The sequence below is a fragment of the Pseudomonas sp. S37 genome, from assembly GCF_016658545.1.
In the GTDB taxonomy this organism is placed as follows: domain Bacteria; phylum Pseudomonadota; class Gammaproteobacteria; order Pseudomonadales; family Pseudomonadaceae; genus Aquipseudomonas.
This window is the reverse complement of record NZ_JACVZC010000027.1, coordinates 36,626-58,106: the sequence shown is the minus strand read 5'-3', so window position 1 is coordinate 58,106 and position 21,481 is coordinate 36,626. Positions and strand designations below refer to the sequence as shown.

19 protein-coding genes are annotated in these 21,481 nt (G+C 61.1%); 15 read left to right on the top strand and 4 right to left on the bottom strand.

Going from position 1 to position 21,481, the window contains the following annotated elements:
* Positions 1 to 117: 117 nt before the first annotated feature.
* Positions 118 to 894, top strand: coding sequence for a trans-aconitate 2-methyltransferase (gene tam, locus IAE39_RS11815; RefSeq protein WP_201202493.1), 777 nt, complete (start codon positions 118 to 120; stop codon positions 892 to 894).
* Here the strand turns inward: tam and IAE39_RS11810 are convergent.
* Entirely contained in the window at positions 884 to 1,255 is a 372-nt protein-coding gene (locus IAE39_RS11810) for a DUF2784 domain-containing protein (protein ID WP_201202491.1), read from the bottom strand. The two genes, tam and IAE39_RS11810, sit on opposite strands and share 11 nt — an antisense overlap.
* Before the next feature lie 156 nt (positions 1,256 to 1,411).
* Positions 1,412 to 2,281, bottom strand: coding sequence for a LysR substrate-binding domain-containing protein (locus IAE39_RS11805; RefSeq protein WP_201202489.1), 870 nt, complete (start codon positions 2,279 to 2,281; stop codon positions 1,412 to 1,414).
* A 243-nt stretch (positions 2,282 to 2,524) separates the two neighbouring features.
* Here IAE39_RS11805 and IAE39_RS11800 point away from each other — a divergent pair, with 243 nt between their 5' ends.
* The 5 genes from IAE39_RS11800 to IAE39_RS11780 all read left to right on the top strand — a co-directional run bounded on the left by IAE39_RS11800 (position 2,525) and on the right by IAE39_RS11780 (position 8,751).
* Positions 2,525 to 3,841, top strand: a complete 1,317-nt coding sequence (locus tag IAE39_RS11800; RefSeq protein ID WP_201202483.1) for an MFS transporter — start codon at positions 2,525 to 2,527, stop codon at positions 3,839 to 3,841.
* Positions 3,842 to 3,855: 14 nt separating this feature from the next.
* Positions 3,856 to 5,247 carry an FAD-dependent oxidoreductase gene (locus tag IAE39_RS11795; RefSeq protein ID WP_201202482.1) on the top strand — a complete coding sequence of 464 codons (1,392 nt, stop codon included), beginning with the start codon at positions 3,856 to 3,858 and terminating at the stop codon, positions 5,245 to 5,247.
* 98 nt (positions 5,248 to 5,345) lie between these two features.
* Complete coding sequence (locus IAE39_RS11790) at positions 5,346 to 6,056, top strand: YebC/PmpR family DNA-binding transcriptional regulator (protein WP_201202481.1); 711 nt, start codon at positions 5,346 to 5,348, stop codon at positions 6,054 to 6,056.
* A 153-nt stretch (positions 6,057 to 6,209) separates the two neighbouring features.
* On the top strand, positions 6,210 to 7,154 hold the full coding sequence (locus IAE39_RS11785; RefSeq protein ID WP_201202480.1) for a LysR family transcriptional regulator: 945 nt from the start codon (positions 6,210 to 6,212) through the stop codon (positions 7,152 to 7,154).
* 184 nt (positions 7,155 to 7,338) lie between these two features.
* Positions 7,339 to 8,751, top strand: coding sequence for a DOPA decarboxylase (locus IAE39_RS11780; RefSeq protein ID WP_201202479.1), 1,413 nt, complete (start codon positions 7,339 to 7,341; stop codon positions 8,749 to 8,751).
* A 138-nt stretch (positions 8,752 to 8,889) separates the two neighbouring features.
* Here IAE39_RS11780 and IAE39_RS11775 read toward each other — a convergent pair whose 3' ends face one another.
* Positions 8,890 to 10,263 (bottom strand): MFS transporter, encoded by a 1,374-nt coding sequence (locus IAE39_RS11775; RefSeq protein WP_201202477.1) that lies wholly within the window; start codon positions 10,261 to 10,263, stop codon positions 8,890 to 8,892.
* A 290-nt stretch (positions 10,264 to 10,553) separates the two neighbouring features.
* Here IAE39_RS11775 and quiC point away from each other — a divergent pair, with 290 nt between their 5' ends.
* Positions 10,554 to 12,461 (top strand): 3-dehydroshikimate dehydratase QuiC, encoded by a 1,908-nt coding sequence (gene quiC, locus IAE39_RS11770; protein WP_201202475.1) that lies wholly within the window; start codon positions 10,554 to 10,556, stop codon positions 12,459 to 12,461.
* A gap of 143 nt (positions 12,462 to 12,604) precedes the next feature.
* Here quiC and IAE39_RS11765 read toward each other — a convergent pair whose 3' ends face one another.
* Entirely contained in the window at positions 12,605 to 13,273 is a 669-nt protein-coding gene (locus tag IAE39_RS11765; protein ID WP_201202473.1) for a class I SAM-dependent methyltransferase, read from the bottom strand.
* Positions 13,274 to 13,363: 90 nt separating this feature from the next.
* Between IAE39_RS11765 and IAE39_RS11760 the strand changes: the two genes are divergently transcribed.
* From IAE39_RS11760 to IAE39_RS11725, 8 genes are all read left to right on the top strand, one after another.
* Positions 13,364 to 13,876, top strand: a complete 513-nt coding sequence (locus IAE39_RS11760; RefSeq protein ID WP_201202471.1) for a sigma-70 family RNA polymerase sigma factor — start codon at positions 13,364 to 13,366, stop codon at positions 13,874 to 13,876.
* On the top strand, positions 13,876 to 14,853 hold the full coding sequence (locus IAE39_RS11755; protein WP_442968437.1) for a FecR domain-containing protein: 978 nt from the start codon (positions 13,876 to 13,878) through the stop codon (positions 14,851 to 14,853). The genes IAE39_RS11760 and IAE39_RS11755 overlap by 1 nt, the downstream gene beginning before the upstream one ends.
* A 99-nt stretch (positions 14,854 to 14,952) precedes the next feature.
* The gene (vgrG, locus tag IAE39_RS11750) at positions 14,953 to 17,553 is read left to right on the top strand and encodes a type VI secretion system tip protein VgrG (RefSeq protein ID WP_236548530.1); all 2,601 of its coding nucleotides are present in this window, start codon (positions 14,953 to 14,955) and stop codon (positions 17,551 to 17,553) included.
* On the top strand, positions 17,435 to 18,070 hold the full coding sequence (locus IAE39_RS29650) for a DUF2345 domain-containing protein (protein WP_236548535.1): 636 nt from the start codon (positions 17,435 to 17,437) through the stop codon (positions 18,068 to 18,070). Before vgrG ends, IAE39_RS29650 begins: the two co-directional genes overlap by 119 nt.
* A 215-nt stretch (positions 18,071 to 18,285) precedes the next feature.
* The gene (locus tag IAE39_RS11740; protein ID WP_201202466.1) at positions 18,286 to 19,263 is read left to right on the top strand and encodes a hypothetical protein; all 978 of its coding nucleotides are present in this window, start codon (positions 18,286 to 18,288) and stop codon (positions 19,261 to 19,263) included.
* Entirely contained in the window at positions 19,157 to 19,807 is a 651-nt protein-coding gene (locus IAE39_RS11735) for a hypothetical protein (protein WP_201202495.1), read from the top strand. Before IAE39_RS11740 ends, IAE39_RS11735 begins: the two co-directional genes overlap by 107 nt.
* A gap of 32 nt (positions 19,808 to 19,839) precedes the next feature.
* Complete coding sequence (locus IAE39_RS11730; RefSeq protein WP_201202464.1) at positions 19,840 to 20,106, top strand: PAAR domain-containing protein; 267 nt, start codon at positions 19,840 to 19,842, stop codon at positions 20,104 to 20,106.
* The gene (locus IAE39_RS11725; RefSeq protein ID WP_201202462.1) at positions 20,061 to 21,326 is read left to right on the top strand and encodes a hypothetical protein; all 1,266 of its coding nucleotides are present in this window, start codon (positions 20,061 to 20,063) and stop codon (positions 21,324 to 21,326) included. Before IAE39_RS11730 ends, IAE39_RS11725 begins: the two co-directional genes overlap by 46 nt.
* Positions 21,327 to 21,481 lie beyond the last annotated feature (155 nt).

Below are 21,481 nucleotides of genomic sequence, written 5' to 3'. Positions count from 1 at the left end.
TTTTGGGGGGCGCGGGCTGGCCCCCCCCCCCCCCCCCCCCCCCCCGCTCCTACAGAAAACCGCGCTGGCCGTTACATCGCGTATGCTGAGCACATCGCCCGCCCAAAGGAGCTGCACATGGCCTGGTCCGCCACCCAGTATTCCCTGTTCGAAGATGAACGCACCCGCGCCGTGCGCGACCTGCTCGCCGCCATCCCGGCGCGCACGGTGCGCCACGCCACCGACCTGGGCTGTGGCCCCGGCAACTCCACTGAAGTGCTGCTGCAACGCTACCCCGACGCCCAGGTGACGGCGCTGGACAGCGACCCCGACATGATCGCCAAGGCCCGCGAGCGCAAGCGGCTGTGCATACCTCGGGTACGCACGGCCATCGGCGACATCAGTGGCTGGTCTGCGCCCGAGCCACAGGACCTGATCCTCGCCAATGCCTCGCTGCAATGGGTACCCGACCACGCCTCGCTGTACCCGCACCTGGTACGCCAGTTGAGCGAAGGCGCCAGCCTGGCCGTGCAGACCCCGGACAACCTCGACGAGCCAGCCCACCGGCAGTTGCGCGAGATCGCCAGCCAGGGCCCCTGGGCGGCCAAGTTCGCCGACTTCCAGCTGCCGCCCCGGCACAGCGCGGCGTTCTATTACGACCTGCTCAGCCCGCTGTGCGCGCGGGTGGATGTATGGCGCACCACCTATCACCACCCGTTAATGGGCGGCGCCGAAGCGGTGGTGGAATGGTTCAAGGGCTCGGCGCTGCGGCCTTATCTGGCCAGGCTGGATGAACAGGAGCAGGCCGGTTTCCTGCAGATGTACCTGCAGGCGATGCAGCGCGACTACCCGCCGGCCACCGATGGCAAGGTGCTGTTGCCGTTCCCGCGCCTGTTCGTTGTTGCTACCCGCTAGGGCGGCGCCAGCGCCAGGCCACGTAGCTGTAGATGACCAGGTTGAGCAGCAGCACGAAGCTGCCCAGCTTTAGCTGGATGTTCGGGGTCAGCCCGGCAGGGTAGATCAGTGGCCAGATGTAGTGCTCGACGAAACCGCCCTGGTAACCCGCGACTCCGGCGGCGCTGCGCATGCGGTTTTCCCAGGCGGTCAGTGGGCAGTCCAGGTGCAGGCATTCCACTGCCAGGCCCCAGGCCAGGGCCGGCAGATGCAATAGCAGGGCAGGACGCCAGCGCAGTACCAGCAGGCCACCGAACAGCACCAGCAGGATGAAGGCCAGGTGCAGCAGGACCAGGGTGTCGGCGGCTAGGCGGTAGAGCATGAGTTGGGTGCCGGAAGTTGAGGTAATCCCAGCATAGTTGGGTTGCCTGTGCTGGCCTTTTCGCGGGTGAACCCGCTCCCACAGGATTACCACAGGTTCTGAATATTGTGCCGTACCTGTGGGAGCGGGTTTACCCGCGAAGAGGCCAGTGCAGACTTACACCCCTTCCTCAACCATCTGCAGAAAGGTCGCCACCACCCGCCGCGTATGCTGCTCGCTCAGGCACACCAGGGTCTCGGTCAAATGCCGCTGGCAATCGACGATCGGCAACGCACACACCCGCGCATCCGCACCAAACTCCGCCGCTGACACCACACCCACGCCAATCCCCACCACCACCGCCTCCCGCGCCGCCTCGCGGCCTTCCACCTGGATTGCCGGGCGAATCCGCAGCCCGGCACGCTGCATCTCTTCCTCCAGCGTCTGTCGCGTTACCGAGCCGGGTTCGCGCAGCACCAGTGGCGTGTCGTCCAGGTCAGCCAGGCTGATCGAACCACGGCTGGCCCACGGGTGGTTATGCGAAACAAACGCCACCATCGGGTCACGCCGCAGCGGCAGGCAATGCAGGCGCTCGTCGTCGACGTCGCGGCCAAGCAGGGCCAGGTCTGCCTGGTAGCTGAACAATCGGGCCAGCGACTCATCGGTATTGCCGGTCTCGATCTTCACCTGGATGCCCGGGTAGCGCTGGCAGAAGCGGGCGATCTGCGGCAGCACGTGCACCGGCGCATCCACTGCCAGCACCAGACTGCCGGTGTGCAGCGCACGCGAGTCCTGCAGCAGGTCATGGGCCTCGGCCTCACAGGCGAACAGGCGCTGGCTGATGCCCAACAGGCGCTCGCCAAGGTCGGTGAGCTGCACCGAGCGCTTGTTGCGGTGGAACAGCAGCACGCCGAAGCGTTCCTCCAGTTTGCGCACCTGGTCCGACACCGCCGGCTGGGTCAGAAACAGCTTTTCTGCCGCGCGGGTAAAGCTGCCGTGCACGGCCACCGCGTGGAAAGCCTTGAGTTGTGCGTGGGAAACCGACATGACCACCTCAGTAACAAGCTCAGCTTATGTGTGTAATACGATAAATCGATTTTATTTATTTTTCCGCAACTGTTTCCATGCATTTCAGCCCGACGCAGGCACCACAAGTGCCGCCAGGGCCACGGTGCCCACCCGGTGCCACCTGACCCGATGACAGCCTCGTCATCGCTGTGCGTAACACAAGAACAAGACAGGCGTTTCTTCACATTCTGCCGGCACACTCAAGCAAGAGGTCAGACTTAAATGAATCAATCCCTAGCCGCGTTCAAACGTTGGCGCATGCAGATTTTCGCCATCACCTGGCTGGCCTACGCCGCCTTCTACTTCACCCGCAAAGCCTTTTCGGTGGCCAAGCTGGGCATCGCCGAAGACCCGGCCTTCATGCTCGACAAAGCCGCCATGGCCAACCTCGACGCCATCTACCTGGCCGCCTATGCCGTGGGCCAGTTCACCTGGGGCATGCTGGCCGACCGCTTCGGCCCGCGCGTGGTGGTGCTTGGCGGGTTGCTGATATCTGCCGTGGCGGCAGTGGTGATGGGCAGTTACGCCACCTTCCCGATCTTTGCCACCTGCATGCTGGTGCAGGGCCTGGCGCAATCCACCGGCTGGGCCGGCCTGTGCAAGAACATCGGCAGCTTCTTCCCGGCCTCGCAGCGCGGGCGGGTGTTGGGCCTGTGGAGTTCCTGCTATGCCTTCGGCGGCCTGGTGGCTTCGCCGTTCGCCGGCTGGTGGGCCTACACCCTGGTCGGCAGTTGGCACGCGGCGTTTTTCTCCAGCGCCGCAGTGGTGCTGCTGGTGGCGGTGCTGTTCTTCTTCCTGCAGCGCAACAAGCCCGAAGACGTCGGCCTGCCGGCGGTGGAGCCCGAACCGCAGAGCATGGCCCCGGCCGACAACCTGTGCAGCGTGTGGGCACCGCTGAAAGAAATCTTGCGCAACCGCACGGTGCTGACCCTGGGCCTGGCGTACTTCCTACTCAAACCGGCGCGCTACGCCATCCTGTTGTGGGGGCCGGTGATCGTCTTCGAGCAGATGCCCTCGGTGGGCAAGGTCGGCGCGGCGATCATCCCGACCGCTTTCGAACTGGCCGGGTTGCTGGGCCCGATCATGATCGGCCTGGCCTCCGACAAACTGTTTGGCGCCCGGCGCATGCCGGCCTGTGTGATCAGCCTGGTGCTGCTGACCGTGACCCTGGCGGCGTTCATGGCGGCCATGCACACCGGCAGCGTCATGCTTGTGGTAGGCCTGCTGTTTGTCATGGGCCTGACCCTGTACGGGCCGGATTCGATGATCAGCGGCGCCGCCGCCATTGACTTCGGCACGGCCAAGGCCGGTGCCACCGCAGCGGGCTTCGTCAACGGCTGCGGTTCGGTAGGCGCGGTGCTGGGCGGGTTGTTGCCCGGTTATTTTGATGGCGTCACGGTATTCATCGTGTTTGCCGGCTGCGCGCTGTTCTCCGCGTTGGTACTGCTGCCGCACTGGAACAGCCGCCCGGCCAGCAGCCCGCAGAGCAGCGACGTGGCACCGAACACCAGCATGGCAATCAAGCCACTGCGTACCTAAAGGAAAGCGAGCGAATGAGACCCTTCTGGCTGCAACAGGCCCTGGAATCGACCCAGGAGGCGGTGTGCCCGCCGCTGCAAGGCGACGCCCGTTGCGATGTGTGCATCGTCGGCGGTGGCTATACCGGCCTGTGGACAGCGTTGATGCTCAAGGAGGCGGTACCGGCGCTGGATGTGGTGCTGATCGAGGCCGACATCTGCGGTGCCGGTGCCAGCGGCCGCAATGGCGGGTGCGCGTTGTCCTGGTCGGCCAAGTACTTCACCCTGGAGCGCCTGTTTGGTGCGGCCGAGGCGGTGCGCCTGGTGCGTGAGTCGGAGCGCAGCATCGCTGAGATCGGCGCGTTCTGTGTGGCCAATGGCATCGACTGTGACTACCGCCTGGACGGCACGCTGTACACCGCGACCAATGCCGCCCAGGTAGGCGCCACCGATGCGGTGATCGCCGCGCTGGAACACCAGGGCATCAACTCGTTCCGCCGCCTGCCGCTGCAGCAGGTGCAGCGCCTGGCCGGTTCGGCGCGGCACCTGGAAGGCTGGTTCTCGCCGGCCGCCGCCACCGTGCAGCCGGGCAAGCTGGTGCGCGGCTTGCGCCGGGTGGCGTTGCAGCGCGGTGTGCGCATCTTCGAGGGCACCGCCATGACTGGCCTGGAGCATGGCACCCCGGTGCAGGTGCGCACGGCCACCGGTAGCGTGCGCGCCGACCGCGTGGTGCTGGGCCTCAACGCCTGGATGGCGCGTGCCTTCCCGCAGTTCGAGCGCAGCGTGGCGATTGTTTCCAGCGATATGGTGATTACCGAACCGTGCCCCGAACTGCTGCGCCAGATTGGCCTGGACAGCGGCATCAGCGTGCTCGACTCGCGCATCTTCGTGCATTACTACCACAACACCTCCGATGGCCGGCTGATGCTGGGCAAGGGTGGCAACACCTTTGCCTATGGCGGGCGCATGCTGCCGGTGTTCGATCAGCCTTCACCGTACCGGCCATTGCTGCGCGAAAGCCTGGGCGGGTTCTTCCCGGCGCTGGCCGAGGTGCCGCTGGCGGCCAGCTGGAACGGGCCGTCGGACCGCTCGGTGACCGGGTTGCCGTTCTTTGGCAAGCTGGACGGGCAGGGCAACGTGTTCTACGGCTTTGGTTATTCCGGCAGTGGTGTGGGGCCGTGCCACATGGGCGGGCAGATCCTCTCGTCGCTGGCGCTGGGCCTGGACAACCCGTGGACCCGTTCACCGCTGGTCAAGGGCCCGCTGGGGCTGTTCCCGCCGGAGCCGATCCGCTACCTGGGCTCGTTGATGGTACGCAATGCCATCCGTCGCAAGGAACGCGCCGAGGACCACGGCTTGCGCCCGCGCCGGCTGGATGTGCGCCTGGCGCGGTTTGCCGCGGCGGCAGGTAAAGCCGATAAAGGCTGATGAGATTTCTTGTCGATCCCATGCCTGAGGGCGTATAAACTGCACCCACTTTTGGCCGGTCGCTTCCTGAACCGGCCGCTGAAACAAAGAGAGTCGACATGGGCGCACAGTGGAAAGCCAAACATAGAGAAACAGCGGCCAATGCCAAAGGCAAGGTGATGGGCAAGCTGGCCAAGGAAATTCAGATTGCGGCCAAGTCTGGCGCCGACCCGGACATGAACCCGCGCTTGCGCCTGGCCATTGTCCAGGCCAAGAAAGCCTCGATGACCCGTGAAACCCTGGAACGTGCCATCAAGAAAGGCGCTGGCCTGGACGGCGAAGCCGTGCAGTACCATGCCGTCAGCTACGAAGGCTTCGCCCCGCACCAGGTGCCACTGATCGTCGAATGCCTGACCGACAACATCAACCGCACCGTCGCGCAGATCCGCGTGCTGTTCCGCAAGGGCCAACTGGGTGCCAGCGGTTCGGTGACCTGGGACTTCAACCACGTCGGCCTGATCGAAGCCACCCCGGAAGGCGACGCCGACCCGGAAATGGCCGCCATCGAAGCCGGTGCCCAGGACTTTGAAGAAGGTGAAGAAGAGGGCTCGACCCTGTTCATCACCGACACCACCGACCTCGACGCGGTACAGAAAGCCCTGCCGGAGCACGGCTTCACCGTGACTTCGGCGAAGATCGGCTACACCCCGAAAAACCCGGTGAGCGCGGCCAGCCTGAGTGCTGAAGCGCTGGCTGAGGTTGAAGCGTTCCTCGAAGCGATCGACGAGAACGATGATGTGCAGAACGTTTATGTTGGTCTGACTGACTGATCTGTGTAATTGGGGCCGCTGTGCGGCCCATCGCGACGCAAGGCCGCTCCTACAGGGACCGCGCAAGCCTCAGGCAGATGCGGTCCCTGTAGGAGCGGCCTTGTGTCGCGAAACGAGGGCGAAGCCCTCGCAGCGGTCCGGAGCCGAACCCCGATGAACCCCACCTTCGCCTCCCTCAGCCTCGCCCACCTGCGCACCCTCGACCACCTGCTGCAGCTGAAAAACCTCAGCCACGCCGCCGAGCGCCTGGGCGTCAGCCAGTCGGCGCTGAGCCGCCAGTTGGCCCACCTGCGCGAAGCCTTCGACGACCCCTTGCTGGTGCGCCAAGGCCGCGGATACGTGCTTAGCGAACACGCCGAAACCCTGGTCGAACCCCTGCGCCAAGTCCTGGAAGAACTGCAAGCCCTGCGTCAGCCCGCAGTCTTCGACCCGGCCCGCTGTGAGCGGCGCTTCTGCCTGGCTGCTTCGGACTATGTGGCCGAACACATGTTGCCGTTGCTGGTCGCTGCGCTGGAACAGGAAGCACCGGGCGTTTCGCTGGAGTACCGCACCTGGCAGGCCGGCCAGTATGCCTTGCTGGCCAGCGGCGAGATCGACCTGGCGACCACGCTGTTCGACGAGTCGCCGCCCAACCTGCACGGGCGCCTGCTGGGCGAGGACCGCGCGGTGTGCCTGATGCGCCGTGACCACCCGCTGACCGTACATGCCGCGCTCAGCCAGGCCGATTACCTGGCGCACAAGCACGTGCGCATCTCCGGCGGCGGCGACAAGGACAGCTTCATCGACCGCCACCTGCGCGCCCAGGGCCTGCAGCGGCGGGTCAGCCTGGAGGTGCCGTTCTTCAGCGCCACGGTCAAGGTCATTGCCAACAGCCAGGCCGTGGCCACCGTTCCCGAACACATTGCCCGGCAATTGAGCCGCTTGCATGATCTGGCCTGGCGGCCGCTGGGCTTCATCGACCACAGCCAGCGCTACTGGGTGGTGTGGCACCAGCGTTTGCAGGCCTCGGCCGAACACCGCTGGTTGCGCAACCGGGTGTTCGAGTTATGGCGCCAGTCGCAGTTCGGCGTGCAGGGTGGGCATGCGGGTTTGCCATAGCAGCTATGCGTGATGTGGGGTTATTCGTCTGGGGATAGCGGCCTAGACTGGGGCATTGTGTTGCCTGTGCCGGCCTATTCGCGGGTAAACCCGCTCCTACAAGGGCTTACGCTAGCCTGTGTAGGAGCGGGTTCACCCGCGAATAGGCCGGCACAGGCAACGGACAACCCACAGGAGAGCCAGCGTGACCCCCGAACAATTCCGCCAATACGGCCACCAGCTGATCGACCTGATCGCCGACTACCGCCAGACCGTCGGCGAACGCCCGGTCATGGCCCAGGTCGAGCCCGGCTACCTCAAGGCCGCCTTGCCAGATCAGGCTCCTCAGCAAGGCGAACCCTTCGCGGCCATCCTCGACGACGTCAACAAACTGGTCATGCCCGGCCTGTCCCACTGGCAGCACCCGGACTTCTACGGCTATTTCCCTTCCAATGGCACCCTGTCTTCGGTACTGGGTGATTTCCTCAGCACCGGCCTGGGCGTGCTGGGCCTGTCGTGGCAGTCCAGCCCGGCACTGAGCGAACTGGAAGAAACCACCCTCGACTGGCTGCGCCAGCTGCTAGGCCTGTCTGGCCAATGGAGCGGGGTGATCCAGGACACCGCCTCGACCAGCACCCTGGTGGCACTGATCAGTGCCCGTGAGCGTGCTACTGACTACGCCCTGGTGCGCGGTGGCCTGCAGGCCGAAGCCAAGCCGTTGGTCGTGTATGTCAGCGCCCACGCCCACAGCTCGGTAGACAAGGCCGCGCTGCTGGCCGGTTTTGGTCGCGACAACATTCGCCTGATCCCCACCGACGAGCGTTACGCCCTGCGCCCGGAGGCGTTGCAGGCGGCAATCGAACAAGACCTGGCGGCCGGCAACCAGCCGTGCGCCGTGGTGGCCACCACCGGCACCACTACCACCACCGCCCTTGACCCGCTGCGCCCGATCGGCGAAATCGCCCAGGCCCATGGCCTGTGGCTGCACGTGGACTCGGCCATGGCCGGTTCGGCGATGATCCTGCCCGAATGCCGCTGGATGTGGGACGGCATCGAGCTGGCCGACTCGGTGGTAGTCAACGCGCACAAATGGCTGGGTGTGGCCTTTGACTGTTCGATCTACTACGTGCGTGATCCGCAGCACCTGATCCGGGTGATGAGCACTAACCCGAGCTACCTGCAGTCGGCGGTGGATGGCGAGGTGAAGAACCTGCGTGACTGGGGCATCCCGCTGGGCCGCCGGTTCCGCGCGCTGAAACTGTGGTTCATGTTGCGCAGCGAAGGGGTTGAGGTGTTGCAGGCACGGCTGCGGCGCGACCTGGACAATGCCCAGTGGTTGGCGGCGCAGGTTGCGGCTGCGCCAGGCTGGGAAGTGTTGGCGCCGGTGCAGTTGCAGACCTTGTGCATTCGCCATCAGCCGGCAGGGCTGGAAGGGGAGGCGCTGGATGAGCATACCAAGGCGTGGGCTGAGCGGCTGAATGCGTCCGGGGATGCCTATGTGACACCGGCGACGCTGGATGGGCGGTGGATGGTGCGGGTGTCGATCGGCGCCTTGCCGACTGAGCGGGGGGATGTGGAGCGGTTGTGGGCGCGCCTGCGGGAAGTGGTTACAGGCTGAAATTGCCGGGGCCGCTTTGCGGCCCTTTCGCGACACAAGGCCGCTCCTACAGGGGTTCGCGTCGGTGCGGCCTTGCGCGGATCCCTGTAGGAGCGGCCTTGTGTCGCGAAAGGGCTGCAGAGCAGCCCCAGCGGGCTATCAGTGGCTCACCGCCTGAAAGCTACCTTTACGGTTAGCCTCATACGCTTCCTTTTCCATCGGCTTGGCCTCTGGGTTCCCCAGGTCTTCCATCGCCAGGCGGTGGGTTTCCGGGGCAATGTAGGCCGCCAGGGCGCACACGCAGGTGATGAAGAATGCCAGCCCGCCAATCACCAGCGGGATGTTCTCCGAGCCAGGTGGGGCAACCAGGGCGAACAGCGCTGGCAGCATGGCGGTCAGCATGGTGCCGATGTTCTGCGCAATGGCCATGGCCGAAACGCGGTAGCGGGTGTGGAACAGCTCTGGGTAGAAGCTTGGGAATACCGCGTTGTAACCCTGGTAGACCATGCCCCACATCACGATCGAGGCGGTGAAGGCCAACGGCACGTTCTGGATGCTGATCGCATACAGGTAGACAAAGGCCAGCAGGCCCGAGCCCAGGCAACCGGCAATCATGGTCGGGCGACGGCCGATCTTGTCAGACAGGTTGCCGACAAACGGAATCACCAGCACCGCGACGATGTTGCCGACCACCGGGATCCACAGGTACACGCTCTTGTCGAAGCCGATGCCATAGGCCGGCTGCACCGCGTAGGCCGCACCAAAAATGGTGGCCACTACCGGGATCACGTTCATCAGCGCCATGAACATCACCAGCACCATGTGCTTCCAGCTGTGGCGGAACGCTTCGCTGATCGGCGACTTGGCTACCTTGTCCTGTTTCTCTTCCTTCACGAACGCCGGGGTTTCGTGCACTTCCTTACGGATGATGAAACCGGCAATCAGTACGATGGCGCTCATCAGGAACGGAATGCGCCATCCCCATTCGGTGAAGGCTTCGCTAGGCATGAAGTAGGCCAGTGGCAGGAATACGGCTGCTGCCATGACCTGGCCGGCCTGTACGCCCTGCAAGGTGAAGCTGGCGTAGTAGCCTCTTCGACCGAACGGTGCGTGCTCCATGATCATGGAACTGGCCCCGGAGATTTCCCCGGCCACCGCAAAGCCCTGGATCAGGCGCAGTACCACCAGCAGGGCCGGTGCGAGGTAGCCGATGTCGTGGTAGGTCGGCAGCAGGCCGACGGCCATGGTCGACAGGCCCATCAGGAACATGCACAGCAGCAGGACGTTCTTGCGCCCGCGGGTATCACCCCAGTGGCCCAGCACGAAGGCGCCGACCGGGCGCGCCAGGTAGCCCACGCCATACGTGGCCAGCGAGGCAATGATGGCCATTTTCGGGTCGGTATTGGGGAAGAAGATCTGCGGGAAAATCAGTGCAGCGGCCTGGGCATAGATGAAGAAGTCGTAGTACTCGAGTGCCGAGCCTATCCATCCACTGGCGGTCGCTTTTTTCGCTTGCGAGCTGGAGTGAGCCATCGTTGTCTCCGTTGTTATTGTTGTTTGCGCAGGTTCCGCCAGGGGTTTTTGCCAAGGCAGGAGGCAGCGGTCGGTGTGCCTGCGTCTGTGGTTCATGTTGACCACGGGCCAGTGGACTGGCAATTCGCTAAATCGGGTTTTGTGCGATAATCGAACGCAAAACTAACCATTCCGTACAAAGAGATTGAAGCGACGACTTTACCTGCGAATAATCGATCGTGCCATAAACTGTGACAGTGGTTTTTTACCTGACTGGCACCGTACTCCTCTAACAAAAAGGAACTCCCGCCATGCAGCGTTCGATCGCTACCGTGTCCTTGAGCGGCACCCTGCCGGAAAAGCTCGAAGCCATCGCCGCCGCCGGTTTTGACGGCGTCGAGATCTTCGAAAACGACCTGCTCTATTACGCCGGCAGCCCGCGCCAGGTGCGTCAGATGTGCGCTGACCTGGGTATCGCCATTACCCTGTTCCAGCCGTTTCGCGACTTTGAAGGCTGCCGCCGCGACCGCCTGCAGAAAAACCTCGACCGCGCCGAGCGCAAGTTCGACCTGATGCAGGAACTGGGCACCGACCTGGTGCTGGTGTGCAGCAACGTCCAGGCCGATGCCCTGGGCGATGAACAGCTGCTGGTCGACGACCTGCGCCTGCTGGGCGAGCATGCCGGCAAGCGTGGCCTGCGCATTGGTTACGAAGCCCTGGCCTGGGGCCGCCACGTCAACACCTACCAGCAAGTGTGGAACCTGGTACGCCAGGCCGACCACCCGGCCCTCGGGGTGATCCTCGACAGCTTCCACACCCTGTCGCTGAAGGGCGACCCCAGCGCGATCCGCGACATTCCCGGCGACAAGATCTTCTTCGTGCAGATGGCCGACGCGCCAATCCTGGCCATGGACGTGCTGGAGTGGAGCCGCCACTTCCGCTGCTTCCCGGGGCAGGGCGAAATGGACATGGCCGGTTTCCTCGCGCCGATCCTCGCCACTGGCTACCGTGGCCCGCTGTCGCTGGAAATCTTCAATGACGGCTTCCGCGCCGCGCCACCCCGGCAAAATGCCGCCGACGGCCTGCGTTCGCTGCTGTACCTTGAAGAGCAGACCCGGCTGCGCCTGGAGCAGGAAAACACAGCGATCGAGCCTGGCGTGCTGTTCACCCCGCCAGCGGCCAGTGCCTATGACGGCGTGGAGTTCCTCGAGTTTGCGGTCGACGAAGCCGTCGGCGCGCGCCTGGGCAGCTGGCTGAAGCGCCTGGGCTTTGCCGAAGCCGGCAAGCACCGCAGCAAAGAGGTGCAGCTGCTGCGCCAGGGCGATATCAACATTGTGCTGAACGCCGAACCGTACTCCTTCGGCCACAACTTCTTCGAGGCCCATGGCCCGTCGCTGTGCGCCACCGCCCTGCGGGTCAAGGACCAGCAGGCTGCGCTGAAGCGCGCCACCGCCTACCGTGGCCAGCCGTTCCGCGGCCTGGTCGGCCCCAACGAATGCGAAGTGCCGGCGGTACGTGCGCCGGACGGCAGCCTGCTGTACCTGGTAGAGCAGGGCACCGCTGGCGCTACCCTTTACGACACCGACTTCAGCCTGGACCCGAATGCCAGCGCCACCGGCGGCCTGCGCCGCATCGACCACATGGCCTTGGCGCTGCCAGCCGAGTCGCTGGACAGCTGGGTGCTGTTCTACAAGAGCCTGTTCGACTTCGCCGCCGACGACGAAGTGGTGCTGCCCGACCCCTATGGCCTGGTCAAGAGCCGCGCCCTGCGCAGCCAGTGCGGCACCTTGCGCCTGCCGCTGAACATTTCGGAAAACCGCAACACCGCCATTGCCCATGCGTTGTCCAGCTACCGGGGCTCGGGTGTGCATCACATCGCCTTCGATTGTGACGACATCTTCCGCGAAGTGGCGCGGGCCAAGCTGGCCGGCGTGCCGCTGCTGGAAATCCCGTTGAACTACTACGACGACCTGGCGGCGCGCTTCGATTTCGACGACGAGTTCCTCAGCGAGCTGGCGTACTACAACGTGCTGTACGACCGCGACGCCCAGGGGGGCGAGCTGTTCCACGTGTACACCGAGCCGTTCGAAGAGCGCTTCTTCTTCGAGATCATCCAGCGCAAGGGTGGCTACGCCGGCTACGGCGCGGCCAACGTCGCGGTCCGCCTGGCCGCCATGGCCAAGGCCCGCAGCGGTGCGGCGCGCAAGCCGGTCCTCTGATCTCGACGCGGTCGGTGTAGGAGCGGCCTTGTGTCGCGATGGGCCGCCTAGCGGCCCCAAAATTCGATGTCGCGACGCAGAACCTGGGGCCGATTCGCGCCCCTTTGCGACACAAGGCCGCTCCTACACCGATCGCATATGGGTCAAGGGCGCTCCGCCACCAGCAACAACGACTGCGGCACCGAACTCTGCGGATGCTGCGGCTCCTGCAACCCGACCAGCCGCAACCCCGCCATGTCCAGCGCATTCAGCCAGCTGCTCAACGTCCGGAAGTACCAGGGCATCACCTGCCAATCCCCGGCGAACCCGGCAAATGATTCCTCCCGCCAACCATCCTGATAATCCCCGCCCGCGACACTCCATGGGTGCAAGGTCTGGATCACCAGTGCACCACCAGGCACCAGCAACGCATTCATCGCCGCCAGTAATGGAATGATGTCCTGCTGCAACAGGGCGAAGTTGGCGCAGACCAGCCCATAGCCTTTACCGACATCCACCTGCGCATCAGCCAGTTGCGCATAACTGGCCAGGTGCACCTCGGCAGACCCGCCAGCCCTTGCAGCCTCCACCAGCGCCCGGTCACCATCAACGCCCACCGCTTCGATACCCCGGTCGTCCAGCGCGCGCAACAACCAGCCCTCACCACAGCCAAGGTCGAGTACCCGTTCGGGCTGGCGCCCCAGGATGGCCAGTAAAATGGCTTGGTCAGTCACCTGTCGGCGGCTCTCGATGGCGCCGCTGCGCACCGCGTCAATCCAGGCCTGGGCGTTGTGCTGCCAGCTGTCGAGCAAGCGTTGTTCTGGAGTAGGCATGGCGATATCCCGGTCGTTGAACTTGCTTTGTATCGAAACGCTAACTTAGTATTGAAAACAGTTCTCACTTGCGTAAGCAGAACCGCCCCCATGAGCGACGTGCTACCCGCCCCCGACAATCACATACGCAATGTAGAGGCACTCTACAACGGCCATCAAGGCTGGCTGCATGCCAGGCTGCGCAGGCGGCTGGGCAATGCGGTCGATGCGGCCGACCTGGTGCAGGATACCTTTGCGCGCACTCTGGCCTCCAGGGCCGTGGTGTTCGAAGAGCCTCGCGCCTACCTCAGCTGCGTCGCAGGCGGCATCCTCGCCAACTGGTGCCAGCGTAAATCGCTGGAGCGTGCCTACCTCAAGGCCCTGCAAGGCTTGCCTGAGTCTCTGGTACCGTCGCCAGAAGCCCGCTACCTGATTCTGGAAACCCTGCACGAGATAGACGCGATGCTCGACACCTTGCCACCGTTGGTGCGGCGGGCATTTTTGCTGTCCCAGCTGGCGGGCATGAAGTACGAAGCCATTGCCGAACAGCTGGGGGTGTCGCTGATCACCGTCAAGCGCTACATGAAACAGGCGTTTCTGCAGTGCCTTAGGCTTGTGCAATAGTGTTGGGCATGCAGCGCGCCAGCCCGGCCGATAACGAAGCGCTTGAAGAGGCCGCCGAGTGGTTGGTGGCCCTGAGCGCCGGTGATGTCACCGATGAACAGAAGGCCCAGTGGTCTGCCTGGCGCACCAGCAACCCTGAGCGTGCGCAGGCCTGGGCGCGGGACGAACTGCTGCAGGGCAAGCTGGGTGGCCTGCCAACGGCGGTTTCGATGGCCGCACTGGACCGCCCGGCGGACCCGAGCCGTCGGGCCTTGGTCAGCCGCCTGGCATTGCTGCTGGCCGTGCTGCCGGCCAGTTGGGCAAGCTGGAAACTGGCTGAGCAACAAGGCTGGGCTGCGGATTATCACTCGGACATAGGCGAGTGCCGCCAGCTTACCTTGGCTGACGGTACGCAAGTCTTCCTCAATACCGACTCTGCCATTGATGTCCGTTTCGATGGCACCCAGCGTCTTATCCAGCTGCTACGCGGCGAAGTCCTGGTCCAGACCGCACCCGACATCGTCGTGCCTGCGCGGCCTTTGCAGGTGGCGACACAGGAGGGCCGCATGCAAGCCTTGGGCACACGGTTTACCGTGCGTGAGCTGGGTGGGCGAACCTGCCTGGCAGTGATCGAGGGCGCTGTGCGCATCCAGCCCGCGCATGCCGCCGCCGGTGCCGGCAGTGTCGTACTGGCCGGTGAACGTGCCGATTTCGATAACCGCACAGTGGGCAGGCCGCAGCCCGTCGACAGTACCGCAACAGCCTGGACCCAGGGCATGCTTCTGGCAGACAGCATGCGGCTGGCGGAGCTGGTTGCCGAACTGGCGCGCTACCAGCGCGGTTTCATTCGGTGCGACCCGCGCATTGCCGGCCTGCGCGTGTCCGGTGCGTTTCCGGTCAGCGACACCCGGCGCTGCCTGAGCATGCTGGAGGCGACCTACGCCTTGCGGGTTTCAACGCACATCAATGGCTATTGGACACTGCTTGCCCCCGCGTGAGCCCGAGGCAAAAAAATGCTGTCCGGGTGATACTTTTTTCAGCCTCGGCTGGCAATAGGGATGAACGCCTCCATTCCCAGCCAGAAGGACCCACCTGTCATGCCTGTTGCAAGCCGTCCATACCGTGAGCGTGCCTTAGCTGTTGCTGTGCGCAGCACTCTGTTCAGTGCTGTGATGCTGGCAGGGGCCGGCTACGTGGTATCAGCAGTCGCGCAGCCGCTGGATGCCGTGGCCACCCGCAATTATGAAATCGCCCCAGGCCCTTTGGGGCGAGTGTTGTCCAGTTTTGCCCTGGCATCGGGTGTTGCGCTCTCGTTCGAGCCAGCATTGACCAGCGGCATGCACAGCCCCGGCCTCAGCGGTGCCTGGTCGACCCGCGCGGGCATGGCACGCTTGCTTGCCGGCACCGGCCTTGAACTGGTGGCATTGGGCAATGGCAACTACACACTGGTCAGGCCGGCCAGCGGTGGCGATGGCGTTACGCTGGACGCCACCACCATCGATGCCAGCAGCCTGCGCGCCGACACGCTGCCTGAAGCCTACGCAGGCGGCCAGGTCGCCCGGGGCGGGCGGCTAGGCATGCTGGGCAACAAGGACGTGATGGATACGCCCTTCAATGTCACCAGCTACACGGCAAAAACACTCGCCGACCTGCAGACGGTCACCGTGGCCGATGCCCTTGAACGTGACCCTTCCGTGCGCTCTACCGGCCAGGCCGGTGGCATTGTCGACTCGTTCTTCATTCGCGGTTTTGCCGTGGGTGAGGGCAACCTTGGCGAACTGGCGTTTGATGGCGTGTACGGTGTGGCACCCAACTACCGGGTGTTCACCGAGTATGCCGAGCGGGTCGAGGTGCTGAAGGGGCCGGGGGCGTTGATGTATGGCATCTCGCCAAACAGCGGCGTGGGCGGCGTGATCAACATCGTGCCCAAGCGTGCGCTGGCCGAAGACCTGACGCGCTTCACGGCCAGCTACAGCTCGGATACCCAGGTGGGCGGGCACCTCGACATCAGCCGCCGTTTCGGCGAACAACGGCAATGGGGCGTGCGGTTCAACGGCAGCCTCGCCCAGGGTGACACGGCCATCGACGACCAGCAGCGCGCGCTGGATATCGGTGCCATCGCCCTGGATTACCAAGGCGATCGGCTGCGCCTGAACCTGGACTTCATCAGCCAGAAGGAGCGTTGGGACGCCGCCTCGCGGCCGTTCACCGTTGCCAGCGGTATCGATGTGCCGTCTGCCGCCAATGGCCGTACCAACCTGCCGCAAGACTGGGGCTGGTCCAATACCCGTGAGCAGTCTGCCTTGCTGGGTGGGGAATATGACCTCAGCGATTCGTTGACAGTGTTTGCCCACGCCGGGGGTGGCCGTGCAGATGTGAAGCGGATGTCCGACCAGGTGCCCCGGATTCTCAACGCGGCAGGCGATACCAGCAACATACCGGGCTATTACAAGTTCAATGTCGACCGCTCCACCGCTGATGTCGGCATGCGCGGGCTGTTCGAAACCGGGCCGGTCAACCACACCCTGACGGTGATGGCTACCCGTTACGAAGATGAGCTGTCACGCGGTATCAACAACGGCACGGAAATCCTCTCGAACATTTACCATCCGGTCGATGTGCCCAAGCAGTACATTGCAGCGCCCAAGGTGGACCGGGTATCTGAAGCCGAGTTGTCTGGTGTGGCGCTGACCGACACCCTGGCTGTACTCGATGACCGGCTGCAGTTGACCTTGGGTGTGCGCCGCCAGGCAATCGAATCGCGCAATTACGCCACGACGGGCGCGGTAACCTCGCGCTACAAGGACAGTGCAACCACGCCCGTGGCAGGGGTGGTGGCGTTGCTCAGCCGTGGCAAGCAAGACCGGATCTACCAGCATCAGTCGGTTCCGGAAATTGTCGAAAGCATCCTGCGCAGCCGCCACCAGTTCGAGGGGCAGCACTTTCTGTTCAACCTGGTACGCGAATACCCCAAACGCGAACAGGTCATGCAATACGGTGAAAGTGACCTTGCCTTCATCAGCCGCCTGTTGGCAGAGGTAGGCATCTGGTACCGCTTCACCCACAACGACAAGCTGTTTATCGATGTTGTCGAGTTTCACGATCACCAACAGCATTACCAGTTCGACGTCAGCCTGCCGCTCCGCCCCCTGTCTGGCCTGGCCAGCAACGGCCAGGATGGCGCCTGGGCGCTGCAGGTCAGCCATGAGGTGGTGGAGCAGCACATCAACGTGCGTGCTTATCACCACCGCGATGCCGGAGCTTTCCTTGACGGGGACGTGGATCACAGCCGGGGTGCGACGACCACCTATGGCGAGGGTTACCACTACGGCGAACCCTACACCGCGCTGGGTGACGCAATTGCCCAGGATGAGGACCTGGAAAGCGAGAGTGGCTACTTCTACGCGCGCCTGAATCATGAACGCTTCCTCAACGGCCAAACCCGCTGCAGCGGCATCAGCAGTAGTGTGGCACTCGCCCCAGCCCGCGGATGTTCAGGCTCAATTGGATCTGCTCAAGCAGGATCTGGAACAACTCAAGTCTTCCGTATTGTTGCTCAGTGCAAGGCAAGGTATCTCGCTGAGCAGTGGCGGGCATCTGCAACTGGCTGCCCAGAAAAACCTGATGCTCAACGCGGGTGCCGAAGCCGATATGAGTGTGGTCAAGCGCTTGTTCGTGGGTGTGGGGCAGGGGCTTAGTGTGTTTGTTCGCAAGTTGGGTATCAAGCTCATAGCCAACCAAGGGCCGGTGAGTGTTCAGGCACAGAACGATGCGTTGTCGCTAATGGCTCGACATGGATTAGAGATCGCTAGCACTGAAGATGAAGTACGAATTATTGCCAAGAAGAAAATTACGCTTAATGCGGGTGGCAGCTACATAGCGATTGATGCCTGCAGTATTGAATCAGGCACAGAAGGCGACTACCTAATCAGATCGGCGCACTTTGAACGGTTGAGCGCAACATCAAAAGATATTGCAGTTGCCAGTTTGCCAATGACGGTGGTCCCGCCGCTGGAATTTGATGAGCAATTTCAAATTTTCGATGAAAAAGGAAAGAATCCATTAGTAGGAATGCCATACAGAGTTGTCAGTGAGTCCGGTAAAATATGGGAAGGTATGACTGATGGGCAGGGGTGTACCGAACGAATAAGAACTTCAAAAGAAGAAGTCTTCTCGCTGGTTTTCGGTAGGGAAATAGTAAACAAAAATAATTAAAGGGGGCGGTTCGTGCTGGCAAGTTAATGGCTTAGGTCCTCTGTTCAATGGTTTGATGGTTTTCTGCGTCTCTTTGAGTCGACGCAAATGGGCGGCGTTAGTGGTTTTAGTTGTGCTCATTGCTCGTGTTGTCCTCCCTGGTTTGAGTGCGTTAAATATATGTGTCTGATTGGGTGGTTTGTCTAGTTCGCAAAATTATAATGTGTGAGGTTGTTATGCAGCAAGTTTCTAATGGTGCGAGCAGTAATGCGCGAGACGGAAGTCGTGTCAGGGTGCTCTCTGCGGGTGAAGGTTTATCTTGGGTGCGCCCTGCGGATAGTTCGATATTCAATCTGACAGATCAGGCCGAACTTCCAGACATTACTTTTGAGGTCAGGGGGAACAACGGAAATGATCTGAGTTGGTCTTGGAGTGTTGAATGGGAGGCGAAAGTTAGCGGTCTCAGAGAGCGGGCGCGTAAGAATAGTATCTTGCAGACGTTTAATCAGTCAGGCTCCTTTGTTACGCGCAATAATGTATGGGTCGCGGAATTTTCGGGAGAAGTTTTAGGTGGGCGACTAACTGTTGGTGTGACAAATGGGCGTGAGAGTATAAGGAGAACCGTTGTCATCAAGGGCGTGAATCCTTCTAAGGAGACGGTCGCTCAGTACGTTGCTGAACTGGAAGATATGGAAGGTTTCGAAAAGCTGTTAGAGCAAGAAACAAATACCAAGCATTTTATCAATTTAGATGGTGAGCCAATCGCCGCTTTTGATAAAGGGTATGGTATCACGCAGATGACTAACCCTGCTCCGAGCTACGAGCAGGTATGGAGCTGGAAAGCAAATATTCTGGGTGGGTCAACTATATACAAAGAAAAGGTCGCGGCAGCAAAAAAATATCTCGGTCAGCAAGGTAGAGAGTACACGGATGACCAATTAATGCATGAGATATTTAGTCGTTGGAATGGTGGCTCATATCATCAGTGGGACCAAGAGGCAGAAGTTTGGATTAGAAAGAAGAACTTATTATGTGACTCTGCGACTGGAAATATTGGTTGGTCTATGAGTAAGGATAAAAATGAAGGGAAGACAGAGGCTGAACTGCATGAGAGAGATAAAGAGAAGTACAAGGATGGCGGTAAGGGGCAGTCAGCGGATCATCCGTGGCAATACAGCGGGGTTTGTTACGCTGATCACGTCCTTAAAGAGTAAAGGAGTAGCAGTCTTTGCAGCTTTTTACTTGGCTGTGGCATGTGTCACTGCCTCCGCAAGCGAACTGCCTTGGTTTGAAGCAAAAAATGGCAAGGTGGTGGTGAAGACGAAGTCGGGCGGTGAGCAAATATTTAAAGTGCCTGTCGAAGTTAGGGGGGTATTCTTTGATGGCGTGCAGCACTATGTCGGTGTGAATGGATATTTTTCTGTTCTTCAGGTTGCAGATTCCAGTCCAGGCAACCCAGAGGGAGGGTGCGGTTCGGGTGCTGAGGTGTGGCTTCAGATAATGAGAAGCAATGGCAAGATGAGTTCCAGAATTTTGGTGAGCAGTTGCTTAGAGTCCATTTCGCTGGCTAGCCAGAACTCAGGGCTAGAGGAGCAAGATAATGACTTCTCCTCTATTGAATGGAATCAAGATGGCTTTTCGATTGAATGGTTTAGCAGGAAAGATACTTATGGTCGTTCGTTGAGCTCTACACTTTATAGAGTGTGTGGGGAGTTATTTTGTGCTTCGGATGTGTTTGAGTGTAGCGAGGCCGAGTAAGTGCGTTTTTAAACAGCTTTAGAGGTATAGCCATGAAAGGGATAATTCGAGTGGGGGATAAAAACACAGGCGGTGGTGTAATTCTATCCTCCTCGTCATCAATGATGTTCAACGGTGTTCAGGTCGCTCGTGAGGGCGATCCCGTATATTGCCCGGTTGTTGGGCATGGGAATGCGGCAGTTGCAGAAGGACGTCAAGATTTTATAGATGATGGCCTCCCGGTTGCTTTTGAGGGACACCGTTGTGGATGTGGATGCACTTTAGTATCGTCCTTGATGAGCGCCGGGGTGAGTGGATAATGGCTGTTGGGCTTGAGGATGTTCCAGGGTTGGCTCTAAGGCCGAAACGCCCCCGTTTATTACTGTGGGCAAGTTTTTTACTTGTGCTCATGCTTGTAGGTTTATTGTTTGATTTTTTATTTGCGAATTATTGGGGTCGAAGGGAAAACCTGTGGGCAGTGTTTGGTGTCTCATTTTTGATCTGGCTAACATCCGTCTGTGTGCGGGGGCTGACTTATATCAATCAGGTCCGCCTTGCTGATGGGTGGGACGACGCGCGTGCTCAAGATTTGAGGCTTAGGTATCAAAAAGGTCGACGCTCGTTACAAGTGCTTGAGGCTCGAATGTGCACGGCCTTTAGTCCACAGGGCGCAATAGACGAACAGCGAATGGCGGGCTTAATGTCAGGTGAGAAAGTGATCAGAACACAACCTTTCAGGCTGGATGGTGCTCCAGTGCGCCATAGCCGTTTACAAAGCGATGGTGATGCTGATCCTGAGAGTGTACTGATTGAAGCTCTTACGGTGGTTTTATGTGACCTGGCACGGACCTTGTCAAAAATGCCAGATGACCTAGTACTCAATTTTTTGTTGGAGTCGGACAGTGAACTGGAAGAGGGGAGATTGCGCCGTATCTGGCAGTATGTTTGGAGGCAGTCTGGCATAAGACAGTCCTTAGTGGCTATTGATGACTCGGGTTTAGGTGTTGTAGATAAATGGCTAGATCAAGATTGTGGGCAAAATGCCATTCTCCTTGTGGTCGCGTTTCAGTTTCTTCCTGAGCAACCCAAGGGAACTGCTGAAGTTGTAACAGGGCTGCTGCTTGGAGGCAGTGAGGCTCCGCGCTACCATACTCCGATTGCTTTTATACATCGCCCTGAATTGATACGAGGGCCTAGTTGCGAGGCTAGTGATTGCGCGCTGCAGGCGTTAGGTTGGGTACCCATAGAGGCCTCGTCGGTTGAGCATGTATGGAGGGTAGGAGTTGATGTTCACCTGAGTTCGTTGGTGGCAATGATGATTGCGGGCGCACGGTTGCCAGATAGCGTAGGTAAAAATATGCATGATCTGGATTTGCTTCTCGGACATGCAGGTAACGTGGCCCCTTGGCTGGTAATCACTATCGTAACACAAGCTATTCAGGCCGGGGCGGGCGCGCAGTTCGTTGTCAGTGGAGAGGTTTTTTCAAGATCTGATATATGGGTGTTCGTAGTCACACCTGCCTCACCACTTTTTCACTAGGGGTTCTTATGAATAAGAAGCGAGTGGGGCTGGTTGCGTTAATTTGCGCTCTAGTGTTTGTTGTGTTTCTGGTGCTATGCGGATTGCTATTGCTTCGTTTTGAGGGGGGTGGCGGTTTTTTCGGCTTTGGCAAGAGCGAAGAGTTATTTTGGTTG